The sequence below is a fragment of the Rhizobium sp. BK008 genome (assembly GCF_014197345.1).
GTDB lineage: Bacteria > Pseudomonadota > Alphaproteobacteria > Rhizobiales > Rhizobiaceae > Rhizobium > Rhizobium anhuiense.
This window is the reverse complement of the sequence record NZ_JACIFK010000001.1, coordinates 1,152,639-1,171,017: the sequence shown is the minus strand read 5'-3', so window position 1 is coordinate 1,171,017 and position 18,379 is coordinate 1,152,639. Positions and strand designations below refer to the sequence as shown.

Sequence of the window (18,379 nt, the reverse complement as noted above, 5' to 3'; positions counted from 1 at the left end):
CTCCATGGCTCGGATATCTGCCGGTTCGCGCAGCTCGAATGATGGGCCTCTATCCTCGATAGCGAAGCGCATCGACGACGAGGGCGAATGCCGGTGACGTGTGCCGACGGCTTGGGTAGTAGAGATGGTAGCCGGAAAACGGCAGGCACCAGTCCTCGAGGACCCGCACCAGCCGTCCATCGGCAAGATGCCCCTCGACCAGGTTCTCCGGCATGTAGGCCAGCCCGAGACCGGCCAGCACGGCGCTCAGCCGCAGGGCTATATTGTTGAAAACCAACTGGCCCTCGACGCGAACCCTGAGCTCGCGCCCGTCCTTCTCGAACTCCCATGCATAGACGCCGCCATAGGTCGGCAAACGCAGATTGATGCAATTGTGATCCGTAAGATCCTGCGGCGTCAGCGGCTTCGGCCTGGTGGTGAAATAAGCGGGAGTGCCGACCACGGCCATGCGCATGTCGGGGCCGATGCGCACCGCGATCATGTCCTTCGCCACCTGCTCTCCGAGCCGCACCCCGGCATCGTAACGCTCCGCGACGATGTCGGTGAGGCCGTAGTCGACGATGATCTCCACATTGATATCGGGATAATCGGGCAGCAGCTTTTCCAGGGCGGGCCAAAGGACGGCATCGGCCGCGTGCTCTCCGGCATTGATGCGGATGGTGCCCGCCGGCTTCTCCCGGAACGCGCTCAAGGCAGCCAGTTCACTCTCGATCTCATCGAGCCGCGGTCCGATGGAGACGAGCAGCCGTTCACCCGCCTCCGTCGGCGAGACGCTGCGTGTCGTGCGTGTCAGCAATCGCAATCCAAGCCGCTCCTCGAGCCCGCGGATGGTGTGGCTGAGCGCCGACTGCGACACACCCAGCTTGCCCGCCGCCTTAGTGAAGCTCTGTGCACGCGCAACGGCGAGGAAAGCGATGAGATCGTTGACGGCAGGGCGTGACATTTATGAAAAATCCTCATGAGTTCTTGCCGTTTATACCATCTAATCGCAACCAGGCGCACGCCCTAAATACCTTGTTAAGCGAGTGGACATGTCCACCCGACATCGAAAGCCCGACATCGAAAGGAAGACAAGGATGGATATAAAGCGAAGCGGTTCGCAGCCTTCGGCCAAGGGACCGGCCGACTGGTTCACCGGCAATGTGCGTGTCGACCCGCTGTTTGCCGTGACCAGCCCCGCACGCGCGGCTGGCGCCAGCGTCACCTTCGAGCCCGGCGCCCGCACCGCTTGGCACACCCATCCGCTCGGCCAGACGCTGATCGTCACATCGGGCTGCGGTCGTGTGCAGCGCGAAGGTGGCCCCATCGAGGAGATCCGCGCCGGCGACGTCGTCAGCTTCGCCCCGGGTGAACGTCATTGGCACGGCGCATCGCCGACCACGGCGATGACCCATATCGCCATCCAGGAACAGCTCGACGGCAAGGTCGTCGACTGGATGGAGCATGTCACCGACACGCAGTACCAGGGTTAGAAAAGGAAACGGCAATGCAGAAACGTGAACTCGGAAAGAGCGGGCTTCAAGTCTCGGCCATCGGTCTCGGCTGCATGGGGCTGAGTTATGGTTATGGCCCGGCGACAGCAATTCCGGAGGCGATCGCGCTGATCCGCCGCGCGTTCGAACGCGGCGTGACCTTCTTCGACACGGCCGAGGCCTATGGCCCCTATAAGAACGAAGAGCTTCTGGGAGAGGCCCTGGCGCCTTTCCGCAGCGAGGTGGTGATCGCCACGAAATTCGGTTTCAACTTCGATGCCAATGGCGGCCAGAGCGGCATGAACAGCCGGCCGGAACAGATCCGCGCGGTTGCTGACCAGGCGCTGAAGCGTTTGAAGACCGATGTCATCGACCTCTTCTATCAGCATCGTGTCGACCCCGATGTCCCGATCGAAGATGTGGCCGGCACGGTCAAGGCGCTGATCGCCGAGGGCAAGGTCAGGCATTTCGGCCTCTCGGAAGCAGGCGCCCAGACGATCCGTCGCGCCCATGCGATCCAGCCGGTGGCGGCACTGCAGAGTGAATATTCGCTGTGGTGGCGCGAACCCGAGCAGGAAATCCTGCCGGTGCTTGAAGAGCTCGGCATCGGTTTCGTGCCCTTCAGCCCGCTCGGCAAGGGCTTCCTCACCGGCGCGATCAGCGAAACGACGACCTTCGACAGCAAGGACTTCCGCAACATCGTGCCGCGCTTTTCCCAGGAAGCGCGCAAGGCCAACCAGGCACTCGTCGATCTGCTCGCGGACATCGCCGCCCACAAGAAGGCAACCGCCGCCCAGGTCGCCCTGGCATGGTTGCTGGCACAAAAACCCTGGATCGTGCCGATCCCCGGCACCACCAAGCTGCATCGTCTCGAGGAGAACATTCAGGCCGCCGAGGTCGAACTGACGGCCGAGGATCTTGGCAGCATCGAAAGCGCGCTCGCCACCATCAAGGTGGAAGGCGATCGTTATCCCGCGCATCTGCAGGCAAGGGTCAATCGCTGAGGGCCGCCAACAATGGAAAATTAGCGACCGCAGTCATTTGCGGCCGCTTCTTCGTCGATCGCATTATCGCCTCGGTGCCGGCGCGTTCTCCTGGAAGGCCGGTATCGCTTCCAGCCGAGCGACAATCTCCGCGATATTTGGCCATTGGGCGAGATCGAAGCCCATACGCCGGGCGCTGATCGCCTGCGGAAAAAGGAAGATATCGGCAACACACGGCTGATCCCCAACGGCGAAAGCCCCCTGCCTGCGGCCGGCGATCATCGTCTCGATCGCGGCCATTCCCTCGCCGACCCAATGACGATTCCAGGCGGCAACGGCATCGGCTTCCGCCTGGAAGGTCTTGCCGAGATGCAGGCCGATCCGCGGCGGCAGCAGCGCATGGATCTCGGCGGCGATCGCAAGCGCGATCGACCGCGCCAGCGCCCTGTCCTCCGCCGTTCCCGGCAGCAGCGCCGGTTCGGGCTGAATCTCGTCGAGATATTCGACGATCGCCAGCGACTGGGTGATGAGGACGCCGCTATCCGTCAACAAGGCCGGGACCAGCCCTTGCGGATTGACGCTGCGATATCCGGCCTGCCGGCTCTCGGCATTTTCGCCGAGGATGGTCACCGGCAGTGTTTCCGCCGTCAATCCCTTGAGGGCGAGCGCGATACGGACTCTCGACGTCGCCGAGGAAATTTCATTCTGATAGAGCTTCACGGGTCTTCTCCCTGGTGACCTAAAAGAGGGGTTGGAACGGCCGCGGCGCCCCGGAAGACGACGCTGCGGATGCTGCCGTCACGAGGCCCGCAAGCGGCGAAGGCTCCTGCGAGCTTACGTCGTAGATGCAGGGCGCGGCGAAGACCGCCGCTCCCAGAATGCAGATGATCATCAATCTCATCAGATCCTCCAACGACGAGGCCCGGTCGGCCTCGTCCTGTTTGCTTTCGGCTGCTGTCCTTTGCCCGCCGCGGCCAATGGCCTTCGGCGGGCAATGCATTCGTCAGGCAACGCTCAATTCGACATGGATATTGCCGCGCGTGGCCTTCGAGTAAGGGCAGGTCTGGTGCGCCTCTTCAATGAGCGCTCTTGCCACATCCGCTTCGATCCCCGGCAGGCTGACCTTGAGACGGGCCTGCAGGAAATAGCCGCCATCGGCCGTTCCCAAATCGACCTCGGTGTCGACGGCGAGATCGGCGGGGAGCCTGACCTTTTGATTGGCCGCGGCAAAGCCGATCGCGCCGATGAAGCAGGCAGACCAGCCGGCGGCGAAAAGCTGTTCGGGATTGGTGCCGGCCCGGTTGCTGCCCGGAGGCGAAAGCTTGATATCCAGCTGGCCGTCGTCGCTGTGCGAAGCGCCGTCGCGCCCGCCCGTCGTATGGGTCTTGCCGGTATAGAGAACCTTGTCGATCTTTGTCATGGAACACTCCTTGTGTTGCGTCGCTTCAGGCGACTGGCCGCACTGCGCGGCCGGGTTGACGGAGTGTGTTTTGACCGAAGGATATATCCGCCATGTTTCCGAAATCGCCCGAAATGTCACAAAACGTAGCATCCGATATCGAGGACATCTTTACATACAAACATCGCGAAATTTTGCGGCGGCTGCCGATGTCAATGGATGGTGACTTCCGCCGCCAGTCCGCCGTCGGCGCGATTGTAGAGCCGGAGCGACCCGCCGATCTTGGCCGTCAGCTGCTGGGCGATCGCAAGACCGAGACCGGTGCCGCCGGTTTCCCGGTTGCGGGATTGTTCCAACCGGAAGAAAGGCTGCATGGCGGCTTCCAGCAGATCGTCCGGAATTCCCGGCCCGCGATCCATGACTGTGATGACGATATCGTTCTCGGCGCTGCGCTCGACGCTGATCTCGGCAGCGCCGGCGAACTTCAGCGCATTGTCGATGAAGTTCGACAGGATTCGGCGAAGCGCATGCGGCTTGGTGAAGGCGGCGCCGTGAACCAGCCCGACGACGGTGACGGCCTTTCCGGTATCCTGATAGTCATAGGCTATGCTGTCGATGAACGAGGCGAGATCGATGCGGGCGTTCTTCTCGCCGTCGCCATGCGCGCTGCGCGCATAGGCAATCCCGTCCTGGACGAGACGCTGGATCTCGCCGAGATCATGCACCAGCTTGTCTTTCTCCGGCGAGTCCTCCGCCATGTCGGCGCGCAGCCGCATGCGGGTGATCGGCGTCTGCAGGTCATGCGAGATTGCCGCCAGGATCTGGACGCGCTCTTCGAGGTAATGGGCAATCCTCTCCCGCATCGCGTTGAACGCCCTTGCCGCATGCGCGACCTCGCTCGGCCCCGCCTCGCTCAAGGCCGGACCATCCTTGTTCGGGTCGAGGGCATCGGCAGCGGCGGCAAGCGCGCCGAGCGGCCGGATCGCCTGACGAACCGCAAACCAGGTACAAAGAATGAGCAGCGCCATCTGGATGACGAAGACATAGGGCAGCCACGCGGCGATCGGCATGACCCCCTTCGGCGTGACGTCGATCGTCAACGGGCTTCCGTCGCTGAGCGTCAGATGCGCCTGCAACCGGTTCACATCGCCAGGAATCCGTTCGATACGGATCGGAAAGCGGTGCCCGATCGCCTCCTCGATCTTGCCTGATATCTCGGCGCCGTTGCTTGACGTGTCAGGCACGCCGGCAAGGCCGGGTCCGAGCACGAAGCGGTAGTTGCCGCGGCTCAGCCGGTCCAGCAGATCGCCACGTTCGCCTGGCGGAAGTCGGTCGAGAACGGCAATCGACGTCGCAACGTCGTTTTCCAGCGTGCCGAGCATCACGGCCTTTGCCGACATATAGCGCTCCATATAGAGAACGCTGAAGGACAGCCCGTAGGCCACAGCCAAGCCAATCAGCAGGATCAGAAATATCCGCGAGCGCAACGTGCTCGGCCAAGCCAAACCCGAGCGCAAAGGGACCACCGACTTCATTGGCGCAGCTCCGAGATTTCGACCGGAACTGAAAACACATAACCTTCGCTGCGCACCGTCTTGATGTAGGTCGGCTCGCGTGCGTCGTCGCCCAGCCGCTGACGCAGCCGGCTGACCAGGAGATCGATCGAGCGATCGAAGAGATCGGCGTCGCGGCCCTGTGTCAGACTCAGAAGCTGGTCGCGATTGAGCACCCGCTGCGGATGGTCGATGAAGACGCGAAGCAGACGGTATTCGGCGCCGCTAAGCGCAATCGCGGTCCCCTCCTTGTCGAGAAGATGCCGGGCGACCGTATCGAGCCGCCAGTCGCCGAAGGTCAGCAACTGTCCGGCCTCGCTGATCTGCAGATTGGGCGGCAGCATGCGCGTCCGCCGCAGCACCGCCTTGATGCGGGCGAGCAGCTCGCGCGCTGCAAACGGTTTGGCAAGATAGTCGTCGGCGCCCATCTCCAGGCCGAGGATCCGGTCCATCTCATCGGTGCGGGCCGTCAGCATCAGGATCGGGATCGCCTTGTGCCGGCCGGCACGCAGTTCGCGGCACAGCACCAGCCCATCGTCGCCCGGCATCATAACATCGAGCACGATCAGGTCGACGGCATTGGCCTCGATAAAACTGCGCATCTGGCGCCCGTCGGCGGCAACGCTCGTCCTGAGACCGTTCTTCTGCAGATAGCCCGAGACCAGCTCGCGGATTTCGCGATCGTCATCGACAATCAGGATGTGATCGACATGATCCATATTTCCCGGTTCCTCACCCGTAAAGGCGGCCGCGCCCGCGGCCTCGATATCGAAGCGGTTGACGCGACCTACGCATATTCCGCCGGCCGGAGCAACGAGGCCCTGCGGCACGATACCGTCGACTTAGAAGCGATCGACGTCTATGACAGCCTGCGCGAAGGCCTGCGGCGCCTCCTGAGGCAGGTTATGGCCGATGCCGCCGCCGATCGTGCGATGCTCGTATCTGCCGGAGAACTTTCCGGCATAGGCGGAGGGCTCCGGATGCGGTGCACCGTTTGCATCGCCCTCCATGGTGATCGTCGGCACCGAAATGACAGGCGCTCCCGCAAGCGTCTGTTCATAGGCATCGTACTTGGCTTCGCCTTCGACAAGCCCCAGGCGCCAGCGATAATTGTGAATGACGATGGCGACGTGGTCGGGGTTGTCGAAGGCGGCGGCCGATCTGCCGAATGTCGCATCGTCGAAGTTCCACTTCGGCGAAGCCGTCTGCCAGATAAGCTTTGCGAAATCACGGGTATTGCTCTCGTAACCCAGACGGCCGCGTTCGGTGGCGAAATAGAACTGATACCACCAGGCAAGTTCGGCCTTCGGCGGCAGCGGCTTTTTGTTGGCCTCCTGGCTGCCGATCAGGTAGCCGCTCACCGAGACCATCGCCTTGCAACGCTCCGGCCAGAGCGCCGCCATGATGTTGGCGGTCCGCCCGCCCCAGTCATAGCCGGCAATGACCGCCTTCTCGATATCGAGCGCATCGAGCAGCGCGATCATATCGGCGGCGAGCGCTGACGGCTGGCCGTTGCGCGGCGTCTGGTCGTCCAGGAAGCGGGTCGTGCCGTAACCGCGCAGATAGGGCACGATCACCCTGTAGCCTGCCGAGGCAAGCAGCGGTGCGACATCGACGAAACTATAGATGTCATAGGGCCAGCCATGCAGCAGCAACACGACAGGACCGTCCGCCTTCCCCGCCTCGGCATAACCGATATCGAGCACGCCGGCTTTCACCTGCTTCAGCGCTTCGAAGGACGTGTGGGTTCCCACCTTGACGTCAGGCACGGATGCGGCGGACGCTGATTGAGCGGCGGCCTTGCCGGCCACGCCGAACTCGACCGCCGCAAGGGCGACGGCCGTCATGCCGAAGAAGCGGCGGCGGTGATGATTGATTTGCTCTGACATCGGTCTCTCCTGTCGAATGGATCACGGTGCTGAAATGAGGTTGCGCTTGTATCCCTCATATGTCGCAAGCCGTCGGTTTTGCATGCGGATGTAGCTTTCGGCCGCCGGGATACATTCTGATACAATCGCGCCGACCGAGCAAAGCCTCGCGCCGGCCCCGGCGCTTTCGCCACAGCCCACCGCTGGGCGGCAGTTTGTATCGCTTTGTATCGCCCGCCGCGACCGCAATAGTTCGGTACATTTCCCCGCGAAACCGGACACATCGAGGATACGTCCGCCCGGCCATATCCCCGCCGTTGCTGGTTCGGGCCCCATCGCCGTCCAGAGCCCGATCAATCGGTTTCAAAGGAAACGATGATGACACTTCTGATCATTGCCTATCTCGGAGGCGTGCTGACGATCCTCAGCCCCTGCATCCTCCCCATCCTCCCCTTCGTCTTTGCCCGTGCCGGACAGCCCTTCGTCAGGAGCACGCTGCCCATGCTGGCGGGCATGGCCGCCACATTCGCGCTGGTTGCCACGCTTGCGGCAGTCGGCGGCAGCTGGGCCATTCGCGCCAATGAATATGGCCGCCTTGCCGCGATCGTCCTGCTTGGGCTCTTTGGCCTGAGCCTGCTTTCACCACGCTTCGCAAGCACGCTTGCCCGGCCGGTCGTCGACCTTGGAAACAACCTGCTAAATGCCAGCGGCGGCGGACGCGCCGCCCCGACGGCAAAGAGCGCGCTCATTCTCGGCATCGCCACCGGTCTGCTCTGGGCCCCCTGCGCCGGACCGATCCTCGGCCTCGTTCTGACGGGGGCGGCCTTGCAGGGCGCCAATCTGCAGACGACCTTCCTGCTGATCGCCTATGCCGCCGGTGCTGCAACGTCCCTTGCCGCCGCCTTGCTGGTCGGCGGCAGGATATTCACCGCCATGAAGCGCTCTCTCGGCCTCGGCGACCGGATTCGTCAAGGGCTCGGCGCTGCCGTGCTGGCGGGTGTCGCCGTCATCGCGCTCGGCCTCGATACCAGCCTGCTCGCCCGGCTCTCCTACGCCAGCACCGCATCGCTGGAACAGGCCGTGCTCAACAGGTTGCATGCAAGGCCGCTGAGTGGCGCATCCTCCGAGCTGCCGAGCAAAGACATGGTGATCGCCGCCGCCGATACGAAGAAGCCCTTCCGCAGCGATCTGCCCGTCGAAGGTGACGCGCCTTCGCTCGACGGCGCGGTCGAATGGCTGAACTCGAAGCCGCTGACATCAGAGCAGTTGCGGGGCAAAGTGGTTCTCGTCGACTTCTGGACCTATTCCTGCATCAACTGCATTCGAACCATCCCCTATGTCAGGGCCTGGGCGGAAAAATATGCGGACCAGGGCCTCGTGGTGATCGGCGTCCACGCCCCGGAATTTGCCTTCGAGAAGAAGATCGACAACGTCAAAAGCGCAATCGACGATTTCAAGATCGGCTATCCCGTTGCGATCGACAATGATTACAAAATCTGGCGCGCCTTCCAGAACAGCTACTGGCCTGCCGCCTATCTGATCGATGCCAAGGGCCAGATCCGTTACCACCATTTCGGCGAAGGCAATTACGACAGGACCGAAAAGGCCATTCAGGACTTGTTGCGTGAGGCTGGCGGCCAGACGACGGCAAGCGCGCCGGTCGCGCCTGTTGCCAAGGGCGTGGAAGCAAGCCCTGATCTCCGCAATATCCGCTCCGGCGAGACCTATCTCGGCTACGAACAGGCGGCGAACTTCGCCTCTCCGGAAGGGCTGCTGGCCGACCTGGCGCAAAATTATACGATCGGCGAACCGGGCCTCAACGAATGGGGCCTCTCCGGAGCCTGGATCGTCGGCCCGGATCAGGCGACCCTTGATCAGCCGGGCGGCGGCATCACTTATCGCTTCAGCGCCCGCGATCTGCATCTCGTTCTCGGGCCTGGCGCCGGTGGCAAGCCGATCCGCTTCCAGGTCAAGATCGACGGCAAGGCGCCGGGGCCTGACCACGGTGCAGACATCGATGCCGACGGCAACGGCACGGTGACCGCGACCAGGCTTTACCAGCTTGTCCGCCAGTCCGGCCCGGTCGTCGCCCGCAATTTCGAAATCAGCTTCCTCGATCCCGGGGTGCAAGCCTACGCCTTCACATTCGGCTGAACCCGGGACGCATCAATATCCCGACCCTTAACATTGACCCACAGGAGTAATAGTCATGAATAGACGTCTTATGTTCACCGCAGCGCTTGCATTTGCCACCACCGTCATCGCATTCGCGGCAGAGGCTGCCGAGGTGAAAAACATCGTGATCGTCCACGGCGCGCTGGCCGACGGCTCGGGATGGCGTAGGGCGACCGACATTCTCGAAAAACGCGGCTTCAACGTCACCATCGTCCAGCAGCCCATCACCTCGCTCGAGGACGATGTGGCGGCGACCAAGCGCGTTCTCGACTTGCAGCAAGGACCAAGCCTGCTCGTCGGCCACAGCTATGGCGGCATGGTTATCACCGAAGCGGGCAATGATCCCAATGTCGCCGGGCTCGTCTATGTCGCCGCCTTCCAGCCCGACAAGGGCGAAAGCCTGCTCAGCCTCGCCAGCTCGAAGCCCGCCGGCAGCATGGATATCAAGGAAACGAAGGACGGCAAATATCTCTATCTCGATCCCGGCGCCTTCGCTGCGGCTTTCGCAGCAGACCTTCCGCAAGCCGAAGCCGATTTCATGGCAAGGTCGCAGGTCTTCGCCTCGAAGCAGGCTTTCTCGGCCAAGATCACCCAGCCGGCATGGCGAACAAAAAAAAGCTGGTCGATCGTCGCCACCGAGGATCGCTCCATCAACCCCGATCTGGAGCGTGACATGGCAAAACGCGCCGGCAGCGAAGTGACCGAAATCAAGGCCAGCCACGCCGTCTTCGCCTCCCAGGCGGAAAAGGTCGCCGATGCGATCGAAAAGGCGGCAAGACAAGCCGGCGAGTAGCGCGCAGCCAGGAAATGTTCCTCAGTCGCGAGGATGATGCCTCCGGTCGGACGTCCGCCCGACCGGAGGCACGCCCTGCCGGCCGGGACCCGCTCCCGCGGCCAAGTCGGCGCCATTTATGCATTTTTGTGACTATTCCATCAAAAAATGGAAGATCAGTCACAAATTCTCATTTCAATTTGAGGAGGTTCCCTATAAAATTGAAGCGATATGCCATGTCGGGCGCAACCGGCTGGTGCAGAAACTGTGTCTCGGCGCAAATGCCGAATCGCAGGTCCACGGCCGAACGAGACTCGGGAATGGCAGTCCTTGTTAAATTTTCGTCAGAACACTATTCCAGTGTGAACGATAAGGGAGACACGCGATATGGATAGTCGCAGGGGCCGGCGCATCGCAGTCTTATCCGAGGCCCTTTCGCAACATCGCATTCTGCACATCAAGAATGCTGCCGAGATCCTGGGCGTCTCGGAAATGACGGTTCGGCGTGATGTCAGCGCCAATGCAGGCCAGTTCGCGTTCCTGGGCGGCCATATCGTTCCGGCTGTCGAAGCGGAGAACGATGCCTATGAAATTTCCAGGGCAGCCGACAGCCATGCCGCGGCAAAGCGGCAGATCTGCACACAAGCCATTGATTACATTCACGATGACGATACCGTTTTTTTCGATTGCGGCACCACCTTGCCCTATCTGGTCGATCTTCTCCCAGACAAGATTCATATAACGGCGATCTGTTACGCGCTGAACGTCGCCGATCGTCTGACGCGAAAACCCAACGTTCGCCTCGTTATGCTCGGCGGTCTCTATCACCCCGCATCGGCAAGCTTTTCCGGTGCCTCGGGGCTGGAAATGCTCGATTCGCTGGTGATCAACGTGGCATTCCTTTCTGCAGCCGGTATCGATGCCCGGCGTGGCGCGACATGCGCACATTTCCACGAAGCGGAGATCAAGAAAAAGGCGATGTCCCGCGCACGGAAGAATATTCTTCTCGCCGACAGCAGCAAGATCGGCAAGCTGAAGCCAGCCTTTTTCAGCGAGATGAAGGCGTTCGATGCGGTCATTACCGAAAACGGCATGAGCGATTTCGACTGACAAATCCGCATTTTTTCTGCACCTGTCGAAATCTAACTTGACGCGACAGCCAGGTGATGCAACTCTCACAAACAATGAAAAAAAACTAACATTTTCGTTGATTGTGAAGACCGTCTTCCGCTGCGTGCATCTGCACAGACAGCAACAGGATCTTCACACTCTGCCCGGGAGGATTCTGTTTGGAAACCGTTGCTGTTCACAATGCGGCAAACGCCCCCTCGCAATCGCCGGAGCGCACCCATAACCGGCCGCGCAATGCCGGCATGGAACTCGATCTCTCTTGGGTTCTCGATGCTAGGGTCAACCTGTCTGCCACCGAGCGCCGCATAGCCTCGCTTCCCGGACGCCGGACCGTCAAAAAAGACGCACAGGCGGCTTGGCTCCTGAAAGCGGTTACCTGCATCGATCTGACGACGTTGAACGGCGACGATACCCCCGAGCGCGTCAAGCGGTTGTGCGCGAAGGCGATGAATCCGGTGCGCGCCGACCTTCTCGATTCGCTTGGCATGAGCGGCCGTTCGATCACGACCGGCGCCATCTGCGTCTACCATCGTTTTGTTGCAACAGCCGTCGAGGCGCTCGGCGATTCCGGCATTCCGGTCGCAGCGGTTTCGACCGGTTTCCCCGCCGGCCTCAGCCCGCACCACCTCAAGGTCAAGGAAATCGAGGCATCGGTTGCCGATGGCGCCAAGGAAATCGACATCGTCATCACCCGCGAGCATGTGCTGACCGGCAATTGGGCGGCACTCTACGACGAAATGAAAGAATATCGCGCCGCCTGCGGTGATGCGCATGTCAAGGCCATTCTGGCGACCGGCGACCTGAAGACGCTGCGCAATGTCGCCAGGGCCTCGCTGGTCTGCATGATGGCAGGCGCCGATTTCATCAAGACCTCGACCGGCAAGGAAGGCGTCAATGCGACGCTGGCCGTGACATTGACCATGCTGCGGGCGATCCGCGCCTATTACGAGCGCACCGGCATCAAGATCGGCTACAAGCCGGCCGGTGGCATTTCCGCGGCGAAGGACGTGTTAAACTACCAGTTCCTGATGAAGGACGAACTGGGGCGAGAATGGCTGGAGCCCGATCTCTTCCGCATCGGTGCATCGAGCTTGCTTGCCGATATCGAACGGCAGCTGGAGCATCATGTCACCGGTGCCTATTCGGCCCTCAACAGACACCCGATTGGATGATCCAGATGACTGTTGCCAAGTATTTCGACGAAATGTCCTACGGCCCTGCCCCTGAATCCGATATCGAAGCGCGCGACTGGCTGGCGCGCCACGCTTCCGGTTTCGGTCACTTCATCAATGGCGCGTTCGTGCCCTCGGTATCGGGCAAGAGTTTCGACACGTTCGAACCAGCCACCGGCAAGGTCCTGGCGAAGCTCGCCAACGGCGGTGCGGCGGATGTGGACAACGCGGTTGCTGCGGCCCGCAAGGCGCAGGCGTCATGGGCGCGACTGTCAGGCCACGCGCGGGCGCGCCATCTCTATGCACTTGCCCGGATGATCCAGCGCCATGCACGTCTGATTGCTGTGGTCGAGGCCATCGACAACGGCAAGCCGATCCGCGAAACCCGCGATCTCGACGTGCCGCTGGCAGCCCGTCATTTCTATCATCACGCCGGATGGGCGCAAATCCAGGACACGGAATTCGCCGACCATGTGCCGGTGGGCGTCGTCGGCCAGATCATCCCCTGGAATTTCCCGTTCCTGATGCTGGCCTGGAAAGTGGCGCCGGCTTTGGCGCTCGGCAATACCGTCATCCTGAAACCTGCCGAATTCACGTCGCTGACGGCGCTTCTCTTTGCCGAACTGGCATCTGCGGCGGGCCTTCCGCCGGGCGTGCTCAATATCGTGACGGGAGAAGGCGAAACCGGCGCGCTGCTCGTCGGGCATGAGGATATCGACAAAATTGCCTTTACCGGATCGACAGAAGTCGGGCGCGTTATTCGCGAGCGTACCGCAGGCAGCGGCAAATCATTGACGCTGGAACTCGGCGGCAAGTCACCTTTCGTCGTTTTTGACGACGCCGATATCGACGGCGCCGTGGAAGGCGTGGTCGACGCGATCTGGTTCAACCAGGGGCAGGTCTGCTGCGCGGGTTCGCGGCTTCTGGTCCAGGAAGGCATTGCCGATCTTTTCCATGAGCGGCTGAAGCGCCGCATGCAGACATTGCGGGTCGGTCAGCCTTTGGACAAGTGCATCGATATGGGTGCGATCATCGCACCCGTGCAATTGACGCGTATCGAAACCCTGGTGAAAAAGGGAGTTTCAGAAGGCGCGACGCTGCATCAGGCGAAGATCGACCTGCCGAAAGGCGGCAGCTTCTACCCGCCGACGCTTCTCAGCGGCGTGCAGCCGACATCGATCGTCGCGACCGAGGAAATCTTCGGGCCGGTTGCGGTCTCCATGACTTTCCGCACACCGGAAGAAGCCGTCCAGCTTGCCAATCATACCCGCTACGGCCTCGCCGCCAGTGTCTGGAGTGAGACGATCGGCTTGGCGCTGAACGTTGCGGCAAAGCTCGCAGCCGGCGTGGTCTGGGTGAATGCCACCAATCTTTTTGACGCCGCCGTCGGTTTTGGTGGCAAGCGCGAGTCCGGGTTCGGCCGTGAAGGCGGACGGGAAGGTTGCTACGAATATCTGAAGCCGAAGGCTTGGGTCGGTCGCAAGGCGCGCGCAGCAATGCCCGCACTTTCGCAAGTGAAGCCGGTTGCCGGCGATTTTGCCCTGCCAACCATCGACCGGACGGCAAAGCTCTTCATCGGCGGCAAGCAGGCGCGCCCGGACGGCAATTATTCCCGTGTCATCGCCTCCCCCAAAGGCAAGGCGGTCGGAGAGGTCGGCGAGGGCAACCGCAAGGACATCCGCAATGCCGTGGTTGCCGCACAGGCCGCCTCCGCCTGGTCGAATGCCACCACGCATAACCGCGCTCAGATCCTCTATTACATCGCCGAAAACCTCAATGGTCGCGCCGATGAGTTCGCCTCGCGGATAACAGCGATGACCGGAGCGTCCGCAGCCAATGCAAATGCCGAGGTCGACGCCGCGATTTCGCGCCTCTTCACCTACGCAGCCTGGGCGGACAAATATGAAGGCGGCATTCACCAGCCGCCGCTTCGCGGCGTTGCCCTGGCCATGCCGGAAGCCATCGGCGTCGTAGGCGTCATTTGCCCGCCGGAAGCGCCGCTGCTCGGCTTTATCAGTCTGGTTGCGCCGTTGATTGCCACCGGCAATCGTGTCGTCGCGGTGCCGAGCGAGCCCTTCCCGCTTTCGGCGACGGATTTCTATTCCGTTCTGGAAACGTCGGATGTGCCTGCCGGTGTCGTCAATATCGTCACCGGGTCGGCGATGGAACTGGCAAAGATCCTTGCCGCCCACAACGACGTTGATGCGTTGTGGGCCTTCGGCTCCGCGGAATTGTCGACGACGGTGGAGAAGCTGTCTTCGGGCAATCTCAAGCGAACCTTCGTGGACAATGGCAAGGCGACGGACTGGATGGACCGAGCCGCTGCCGAGGGCGCGCTATACCTTCGCCGCGCTGTGGATGTGAAGAATATCTGGATCCCCTACGGAGAATAAGGGCTCCAGCTCTGGTCATCCGGGCGGGAGGAGAACCGCACCGGCAGGCGAGAACAACGGAATTTGAGGGAATCGCAGAGCTGTAACGGAGCTGCGATTGTGGGGTCTGTTCCGCGGCACGACGAGCCGCGAAATAGTGCAATTAAGGGAGGACTTGCATGCTGAAGAATATCGATCCGGCTCTGAACGCGGATGTGCTGCACGCGCTCCGGTCCATGGGGCATGGCGACACGGTCGTTGTTTCCGACACCAATTTTCCTTCGGATTCGATTGCCCGGCAATCGGTGCTCGGCAAGCTGTTGCGGATAGACAATGTGTCCGCTGCCCGCGCCATCAAGGCTATTCTTTCGGTGATGCCGCTGGATACGCCGCTGCAGCCGTCTGCCGGGCGAATGGAAATCATGGGCGCGCCGGACGAGATCCCTCCCGTGCAGCAGGAGGTCCAGGCCGTCATCGACAGCGCCGAGGGCAAGCCGGCGCCGATGTATGGCATCGAGCGTTTCGCCTTCTATGAGGAAGCCAAAAAGGCTTATTGCGTCATCACCACGGGCGAAAACCGCTTCTACGGCTGCTTCCTGTTCACCAAAGGCGTGATTCCGCCGGAAGCCGTTTGAAGGGAAACGATAATGAAGGTGGGTGTTTCGATCCTCGGGATTTTCGTCGCCGATACGGCCTATCTGGCCAAGCGCATGCCAAACATTGGCGAGACCATCACCGGGACCGGTTTTGCAGTGGGCCCGGGCGGCAAGGGATCCAACCAGGCTGTCGCTGCAGCCCGCGCCGGGGGAACAGTCTCCTTCATCTCGAAGATCGGCCGCGACACGTTCGGCGATATGGCGCTGAAGACCTATGCGGAAGCGGGCGTGACGCCAAAGCTTGTCCAGATGGACGATATGCCGACCGGCGCTGCCTTCATCTACGTCAATGACGGTAACGGCGACAATGCGATTATCGTCTATCCAGGTGCCGCGGGCACCATCGGCGTTGGCGATGTCGAGGCGGCACGCGAAACCATCGAGCAATCGGCGGTTTTCGTCACCCAGCTCGAACAACCGGCCGAAGCGGCGCAGCGCGCCCTCGAAATCGCCCATGCGGCCGGCGTGACCACAGTTTTCAATCCAGCGCCGGCCGAGCCGTTTCCGGACACGATCTATCCGCTCTGCGACTATATCGTGCCAAACGAAACCGAGGCAGCCGCTATCGTCGGCTTTCCGCTCGACACGCTCGACGAGGCCAGACGGGCTGGCGACGCCTTTCTTGCCAAGGGCGTGAAAGCCGCGCTGATCACGCTGGGTGGTCGCGGCGTGTTGTATCATACGGCGGGGCAATCGGTTCATGTTCCGGCCGTCTCGTCGGGAGCAGTCATTGACACCACAGGCGCCGGCGACGCATTTGTCGGTGGCTTCTCGGCGGCACTCTCGCGGGGCGCTACTCCGGTCGAGGCCGTGCGTTTCGGCTGCGCGACCGCCGGTATCGCGGTGACGCGGCGGGGTACCGCGCCTGCAATGCCGAAGATCGAGGAAATCGAGGCGCTTCTCCGGCAAGGAGGCGCGGCATGACCCGCAACGATCCGATCAAGCACGTCTTCATCTGGCCGGCACTGCTGATCGTGCTGGTGATCTCGATCTTTCCGCTGATCTATTCGCTGACCACCAGCTTCATGAGCCTGCGGCTGGTGCCGCCGATCCCCGCGCATTTCGTCGGCTTCGGCAACTATATGGAACTGCTTCAGAATCCGCGCTTCTGGAATGTCGCCTGGACGACGACGATCATCGCTTTTGTCGCGGTGACGCTGCAATATGTCATCGGATTTTCCGTGGCGCTGGCGCTCAACCGCCGGGTGCCTGGCGAAGGTTTGTTCCGGGTGAGCTTCCTGGTGCCGATGCTGGTGGCGCCCGTTGCCGTTGCACTCATCGCCCGCCAGATCCTCAATCCCACGATGGGCCCGCTCAATGAGTTGATGACCGCCTTCGGCTTTCCCAATCTGCCGTTTCTGACGCAGACCAGATGGGCTATCGGCGCCATCATTTCCGTCGAAGTGTGGCAGTGGACACCCTTCGTCATCCTGATGCTGCTTGCCGGGCTGCAAACCCTGCCGGAGGACGTCTACGAGGCTGCCGCGCTTGAAAATGCCAGCCCCTGGCAGCAGTTCTGGGGGATCACCTTCCCGATGATGCTGCCGATTTCGGTGGCTGTGGTCTTCATCCGCCTCATCGAAAGCTACAAGATCATCGATACGGTGTTCGTCATGACAGGCGGAGGGCCTGGCATTTCCACAGAAACGCTCACCTTGTTCGCGTATCAGGAGGGCTTCAAGAAGTTCAACCTCGGCTACACTTCCGCCCTGTCCTTCCTGTTCCTGATCGTCATCACCGTGATCGGGCTGGTCTATCTCGCCATCCTGAAGCCCTATCTGGAGAAGCACAAATGAGCGTGCGTGACCTCAAGGGATCCGGCCGCTGGTGGGCGCTTGCAGGCTGCCTGCTCTGGCTGGCCTTCACCTTCTTTCCGCTTTACTGGGTCGCGATCACCTCGTTCAAGTCGCCGCTCGGCGTCGTCGGCGGGCCGACCTATATTCCCTTTGTCGACTTCGACCCAACGCTGACAGCCTGGAGCGAGCTTCTGTCGGGCGCACGCGGCCAGTTCTACAACACCTTCATCGCCTCGACGATCGTCGGGCTGTCCGCATCGGTGCTGGCCACCTTCATCGGATCGATGGCCGCCTATGCGCTGGTGCGCTTCACCTTCGAGGTCAAGCTGCTGTCCGGCGTGATTTTCGTCGTCGTTGCCTTCGGCGGATATCTGCTCGGCCGCCATGTGCTGGGCTACGGGCAGGCTATATCGCTGATCTTTGCTTTTGTTGCAGCGCTTGCGCTCGCCATCGGCTCCAGCCGTATCAAGCTTCCGGGGCCACTCCTCGGCAATGATGATATCGTCTTCTGGTTTGTGAGCCAGCGCATGTTTCCGCCGATCGTCGCCGCCTTTGCCTTGTTCCTGATGTATACGGAAATGGGCAAGTTGGGGTTCAAGCTGGTCGACACCTATACAGGCCTCACCTTCGCCTATGTCGCCTTCTCACTGCCGATCGTGATCTGGCTGATGCGCGATTTCTTTGCGGCACTGCCGGTTGAAGTCGAAGAGGCGGCGATGGTCGACAATGTGCCGTCGTGGAGAATTTTCTTCGGTATCGTCCTGCCCATGTCCAAGCCGGGCCTGATCGCGACATTCATGATCACCCTCGCCTTCGTCTGGAACGAGTTCCTGTTCGCGCTCTTCCTGACCAGTTCCAAATGGCAGACCCTTCCCATTCTCGTCGCAGGGCAAAACAGCCAGCGCGGCGACGAGTGGTGGTCGATATCGGCAGCCGCCCTGGTCGCGATCATACCCATGGTCGTCATGGCGGGCATTTTGAGCAGGCTGATGCGGTCCGGCCTGCTTTTGGGAGCAATAAAGTGACCGTC

Annotated in this window: 18 protein-coding genes; 11 read left to right on the top strand and 7 right to left on the bottom strand. The window is 61.6% G+C overall.

What is annotated here, in order from left to right; genetic code table 11:
* Window positions 1–49: 49 nt before the first annotated feature.
* Entirely contained in the window at window positions 50–943 is an 894-nt protein-coding gene (locus FHT69_RS05690; protein ID WP_028758691.1) for a LysR family transcriptional regulator, read from the bottom strand.
* 133 nt (window positions 944–1,076) lie between these two features.
* Here FHT69_RS05690 and FHT69_RS05685 point away from each other — a divergent pair, with 133 nt between their 5' ends.
* Both FHT69_RS05685 and FHT69_RS05680 read left to right on the top strand, forming a co-directional pair.
* Window positions 1,077–1,472, top strand: a complete 396-nt coding sequence (locus tag FHT69_RS05685; RefSeq protein WP_028758692.1) for a cupin domain-containing protein — start codon at window positions 1,077–1,079, stop codon at window positions 1,470–1,472.
* A 14-nt stretch (window positions 1,473–1,486) separates the two neighbouring features.
* On the top strand, window positions 1,487–2,476 hold the full coding sequence (locus tag FHT69_RS05680; protein WP_028758693.1) for an aldo/keto reductase: 990 nt from the start codon (window positions 1,487–1,489) through the stop codon (window positions 2,474–2,476).
* A gap of 63 nt (window positions 2,477–2,539) precedes the next feature.
* Here FHT69_RS05680 and maiA read toward each other — a convergent pair whose 3' ends face one another.
* From maiA to FHT69_RS05650, 6 genes are all read right to left on the bottom strand, one after another.
* On the bottom strand, window positions 2,540–3,175 hold the full coding sequence (gene maiA, locus FHT69_RS05675) for a maleylacetoacetate isomerase (RefSeq protein ID WP_028758694.1): 636 nt from the start codon (window positions 3,173–3,175) through the stop codon (window positions 2,540–2,542).
* Window positions 3,176–3,194: 19 nt separating this feature from the next.
* On the bottom strand, window positions 3,195–3,356 hold the full coding sequence (locus FHT69_RS05670; RefSeq protein ID WP_164735947.1) for a hypothetical protein: 162 nt from the start codon (window positions 3,354–3,356) through the stop codon (window positions 3,195–3,197).
* Between the two features lie 102 nt (window positions 3,357–3,458).
* Entirely contained in the window at window positions 3,459–3,875 is a 417-nt protein-coding gene (locus FHT69_RS05665; protein WP_028758695.1) for an organic hydroperoxide resistance protein, read from the bottom strand.
* Window positions 3,876–4,066: 191 nt separating this feature from the next.
* Window positions 4,067–5,389 carry an ATP-binding protein gene (locus tag FHT69_RS05660; protein WP_183905073.1) on the bottom strand — a complete coding sequence of 441 codons (1,323 nt, stop codon included), beginning with the start codon at window positions 5,387–5,389 and terminating at the stop codon, window positions 4,067–4,069.
* Complete coding sequence (locus tag FHT69_RS05655) at window positions 5,386–6,126, bottom strand: response regulator (RefSeq protein WP_028758697.1); 741 nt, start codon at window positions 6,124–6,126, stop codon at window positions 5,386–5,388. The genes FHT69_RS05660 and FHT69_RS05655 overlap by 4 nt, the downstream gene beginning before the upstream one ends.
* A 123-nt stretch (window positions 6,127–6,249) precedes the next feature.
* The gene (locus FHT69_RS05650; protein WP_183905072.1) at window positions 6,250–7,296 is read right to left on the bottom strand and encodes an alpha/beta fold hydrolase; all 1,047 of its coding nucleotides are present in this window, start codon (window positions 7,294–7,296) and stop codon (window positions 6,250–6,252) included.
* Window positions 7,297–7,653: 357 nt separating this feature from the next.
* On the opposite strand from FHT69_RS05650, the gene FHT69_RS05645 reads away from it, so the two are divergent.
* The 9 genes from FHT69_RS05645 (at window position 7,654) to FHT69_RS05605 (ending at window position 18,374) form a co-directional block, all read left to right on the top strand.
* Window positions 7,654–9,429, top strand: coding sequence for a cytochrome c biogenesis protein DipZ (locus tag FHT69_RS05645; RefSeq protein ID WP_183905071.1), 1,776 nt, complete (start codon window positions 7,654–7,656; stop codon window positions 9,427–9,429).
* Window positions 9,430–9,484: 55 nt separating this feature from the next.
* Complete coding sequence (locus FHT69_RS05640; RefSeq protein ID WP_097594318.1) at window positions 9,485–10,243, top strand: alpha/beta fold hydrolase; 759 nt, start codon at window positions 9,485–9,487, stop codon at window positions 10,241–10,243.
* Between the two features lie 366 nt (window positions 10,244–10,609).
* Complete coding sequence (locus FHT69_RS05635; protein WP_028758701.1) at window positions 10,610–11,332, top strand: DeoR family transcriptional regulator; 723 nt, start codon at window positions 10,610–10,612, stop codon at window positions 11,330–11,332.
* Window positions 11,333–11,511: 179 nt separating this feature from the next.
* The gene (deoC, locus tag FHT69_RS05630; RefSeq protein ID WP_047610154.1) at window positions 11,512–12,525 is read left to right on the top strand and encodes a deoxyribose-phosphate aldolase; all 1,014 of its coding nucleotides are present in this window, start codon (window positions 11,512–11,514) and stop codon (window positions 12,523–12,525) included.
* Between the two features lie 5 nt (window positions 12,526–12,530).
* Window positions 12,531–14,918 (top strand): aldehyde dehydrogenase family protein, encoded by a 2,388-nt coding sequence (locus FHT69_RS05625; protein WP_183905070.1) that lies wholly within the window; start codon window positions 12,531–12,533, stop codon window positions 14,916–14,918.
* Window positions 14,919–15,076: 158 nt separating this feature from the next.
* Window positions 15,077–15,532 carry an RbsD/FucU family protein gene (locus tag FHT69_RS05620; RefSeq protein ID WP_183905069.1) on the top strand — a complete coding sequence of 152 codons (456 nt, stop codon included), beginning with the start codon at window positions 15,077–15,079 and terminating at the stop codon, window positions 15,530–15,532.
* A gap of 12 nt (window positions 15,533–15,544) precedes the next feature.
* The gene (rbsK, locus tag FHT69_RS05615; RefSeq protein ID WP_063475029.1) at window positions 15,545–16,477 is read left to right on the top strand and encodes a ribokinase; all 933 of its coding nucleotides are present in this window, start codon (window positions 15,545–15,547) and stop codon (window positions 16,475–16,477) included.
* Entirely contained in the window at window positions 16,474–17,349 is an 876-nt protein-coding gene (locus tag FHT69_RS05610) for a carbohydrate ABC transporter permease (RefSeq protein ID WP_028758823.1), read from the top strand. Before rbsK ends, FHT69_RS05610 begins: the two co-directional genes overlap by 4 nt.
* Complete coding sequence (locus tag FHT69_RS05605; protein ID WP_018480741.1) at window positions 17,346–18,374, top strand: carbohydrate ABC transporter permease; 1,029 nt, start codon at window positions 17,346–17,348, stop codon at window positions 18,372–18,374. Before FHT69_RS05610 ends, FHT69_RS05605 begins: the two co-directional genes overlap by 4 nt.
* Window positions 18,375–18,379: the final 5 nt, after the last annotated feature.

Excerpts from the sequence above, each read along its gene's own strand:
- FHT69_RS05685 (WP_028758692.1), top strand. The coding sequence starts at position 1,077 with ATGGATATAAAGCGAAGCGGTTCGCAGCCTTCGGCCAAGGGACCGGCC.
- FHT69_RS05690 (WP_028758691.1), bottom strand. The coding sequence starts at position 943 with ATGTCACGCCCTGCCGTCAACGATCTCATCGCTTTCCTCGCCGTTGCG.
- FHT69_RS05645 (WP_183905071.1), top strand. The coding sequence starts at position 7,654 with ATGACACTTCTGATCATTGCCTATCTCGGAGGCGTGCTGACGATCCTC.
- rbsK (WP_063475029.1), top strand. The coding sequence starts at position 15,545 with ATGAAGGTGGGTGTTTCGATCCTCGGGATTTTCGTCGCCGATACGGCC.
- FHT69_RS05625 (WP_183905070.1), top strand. The coding sequence starts at position 12,531 with ATGACTGTTGCCAAGTATTTCGACGAAATGTCCTACGGCCCTGCCCCT.
- FHT69_RS05665 (WP_028758695.1), bottom strand. The coding sequence starts at position 3,875 with ATGACAAAGATCGACAAGGTTCTCTATACCGGCAAGACCCATACGACG.
- FHT69_RS05635 (WP_028758701.1), top strand. The coding sequence starts at position 10,610 with ATGGATAGTCGCAGGGGCCGGCGCATCGCAGTCTTATCCGAGGCCCTT.
- FHT69_RS05660 (WP_183905073.1), bottom strand. The coding sequence starts at position 5,389 with ATGAAGTCGGTGGTCCCTTTGCGCTCGGGTTTGGCTTGGCCGAGCACG.
- FHT69_RS05680 (WP_028758693.1), top strand. The coding sequence starts at position 1,487 with ATGCAGAAACGTGAACTCGGAAAGAGCGGGCTTCAAGTCTCGGCCATC.
- FHT69_RS05605 (WP_018480741.1), top strand. The coding sequence starts at position 17,346 with ATGAGCGTGCGTGACCTCAAGGGATCCGGCCGCTGGTGGGCGCTTGCA.
- FHT69_RS05655 (WP_028758697.1), bottom strand. The coding sequence starts at position 6,126 with ATGGATCATGTCGATCACATCCTGATTGTCGATGACGATCGCGAAATC.
- FHT69_RS05670 (WP_164735947.1), bottom strand. The coding sequence starts at position 3,356 with ATGAGATTGATGATCATCTGCATTCTGGGAGCGGCGGTCTTCGCCGCG.
- FHT69_RS05650 (WP_183905072.1), bottom strand. The coding sequence starts at position 7,296 with ATGTCAGAGCAAATCAATCATCACCGCCGCCGCTTCTTCGGCATGACG.
- FHT69_RS05640 (WP_097594318.1), top strand. The coding sequence starts at position 9,485 with ATGAATAGACGTCTTATGTTCACCGCAGCGCTTGCATTTGCCACCACC.
- FHT69_RS05620 (WP_183905069.1), top strand. The coding sequence starts at position 15,077 with ATGCTGAAGAATATCGATCCGGCTCTGAACGCGGATGTGCTGCACGCG.
- FHT69_RS05610 (WP_028758823.1), top strand. The coding sequence starts at position 16,474 with ATGACCCGCAACGATCCGATCAAGCACGTCTTCATCTGGCCGGCACTG.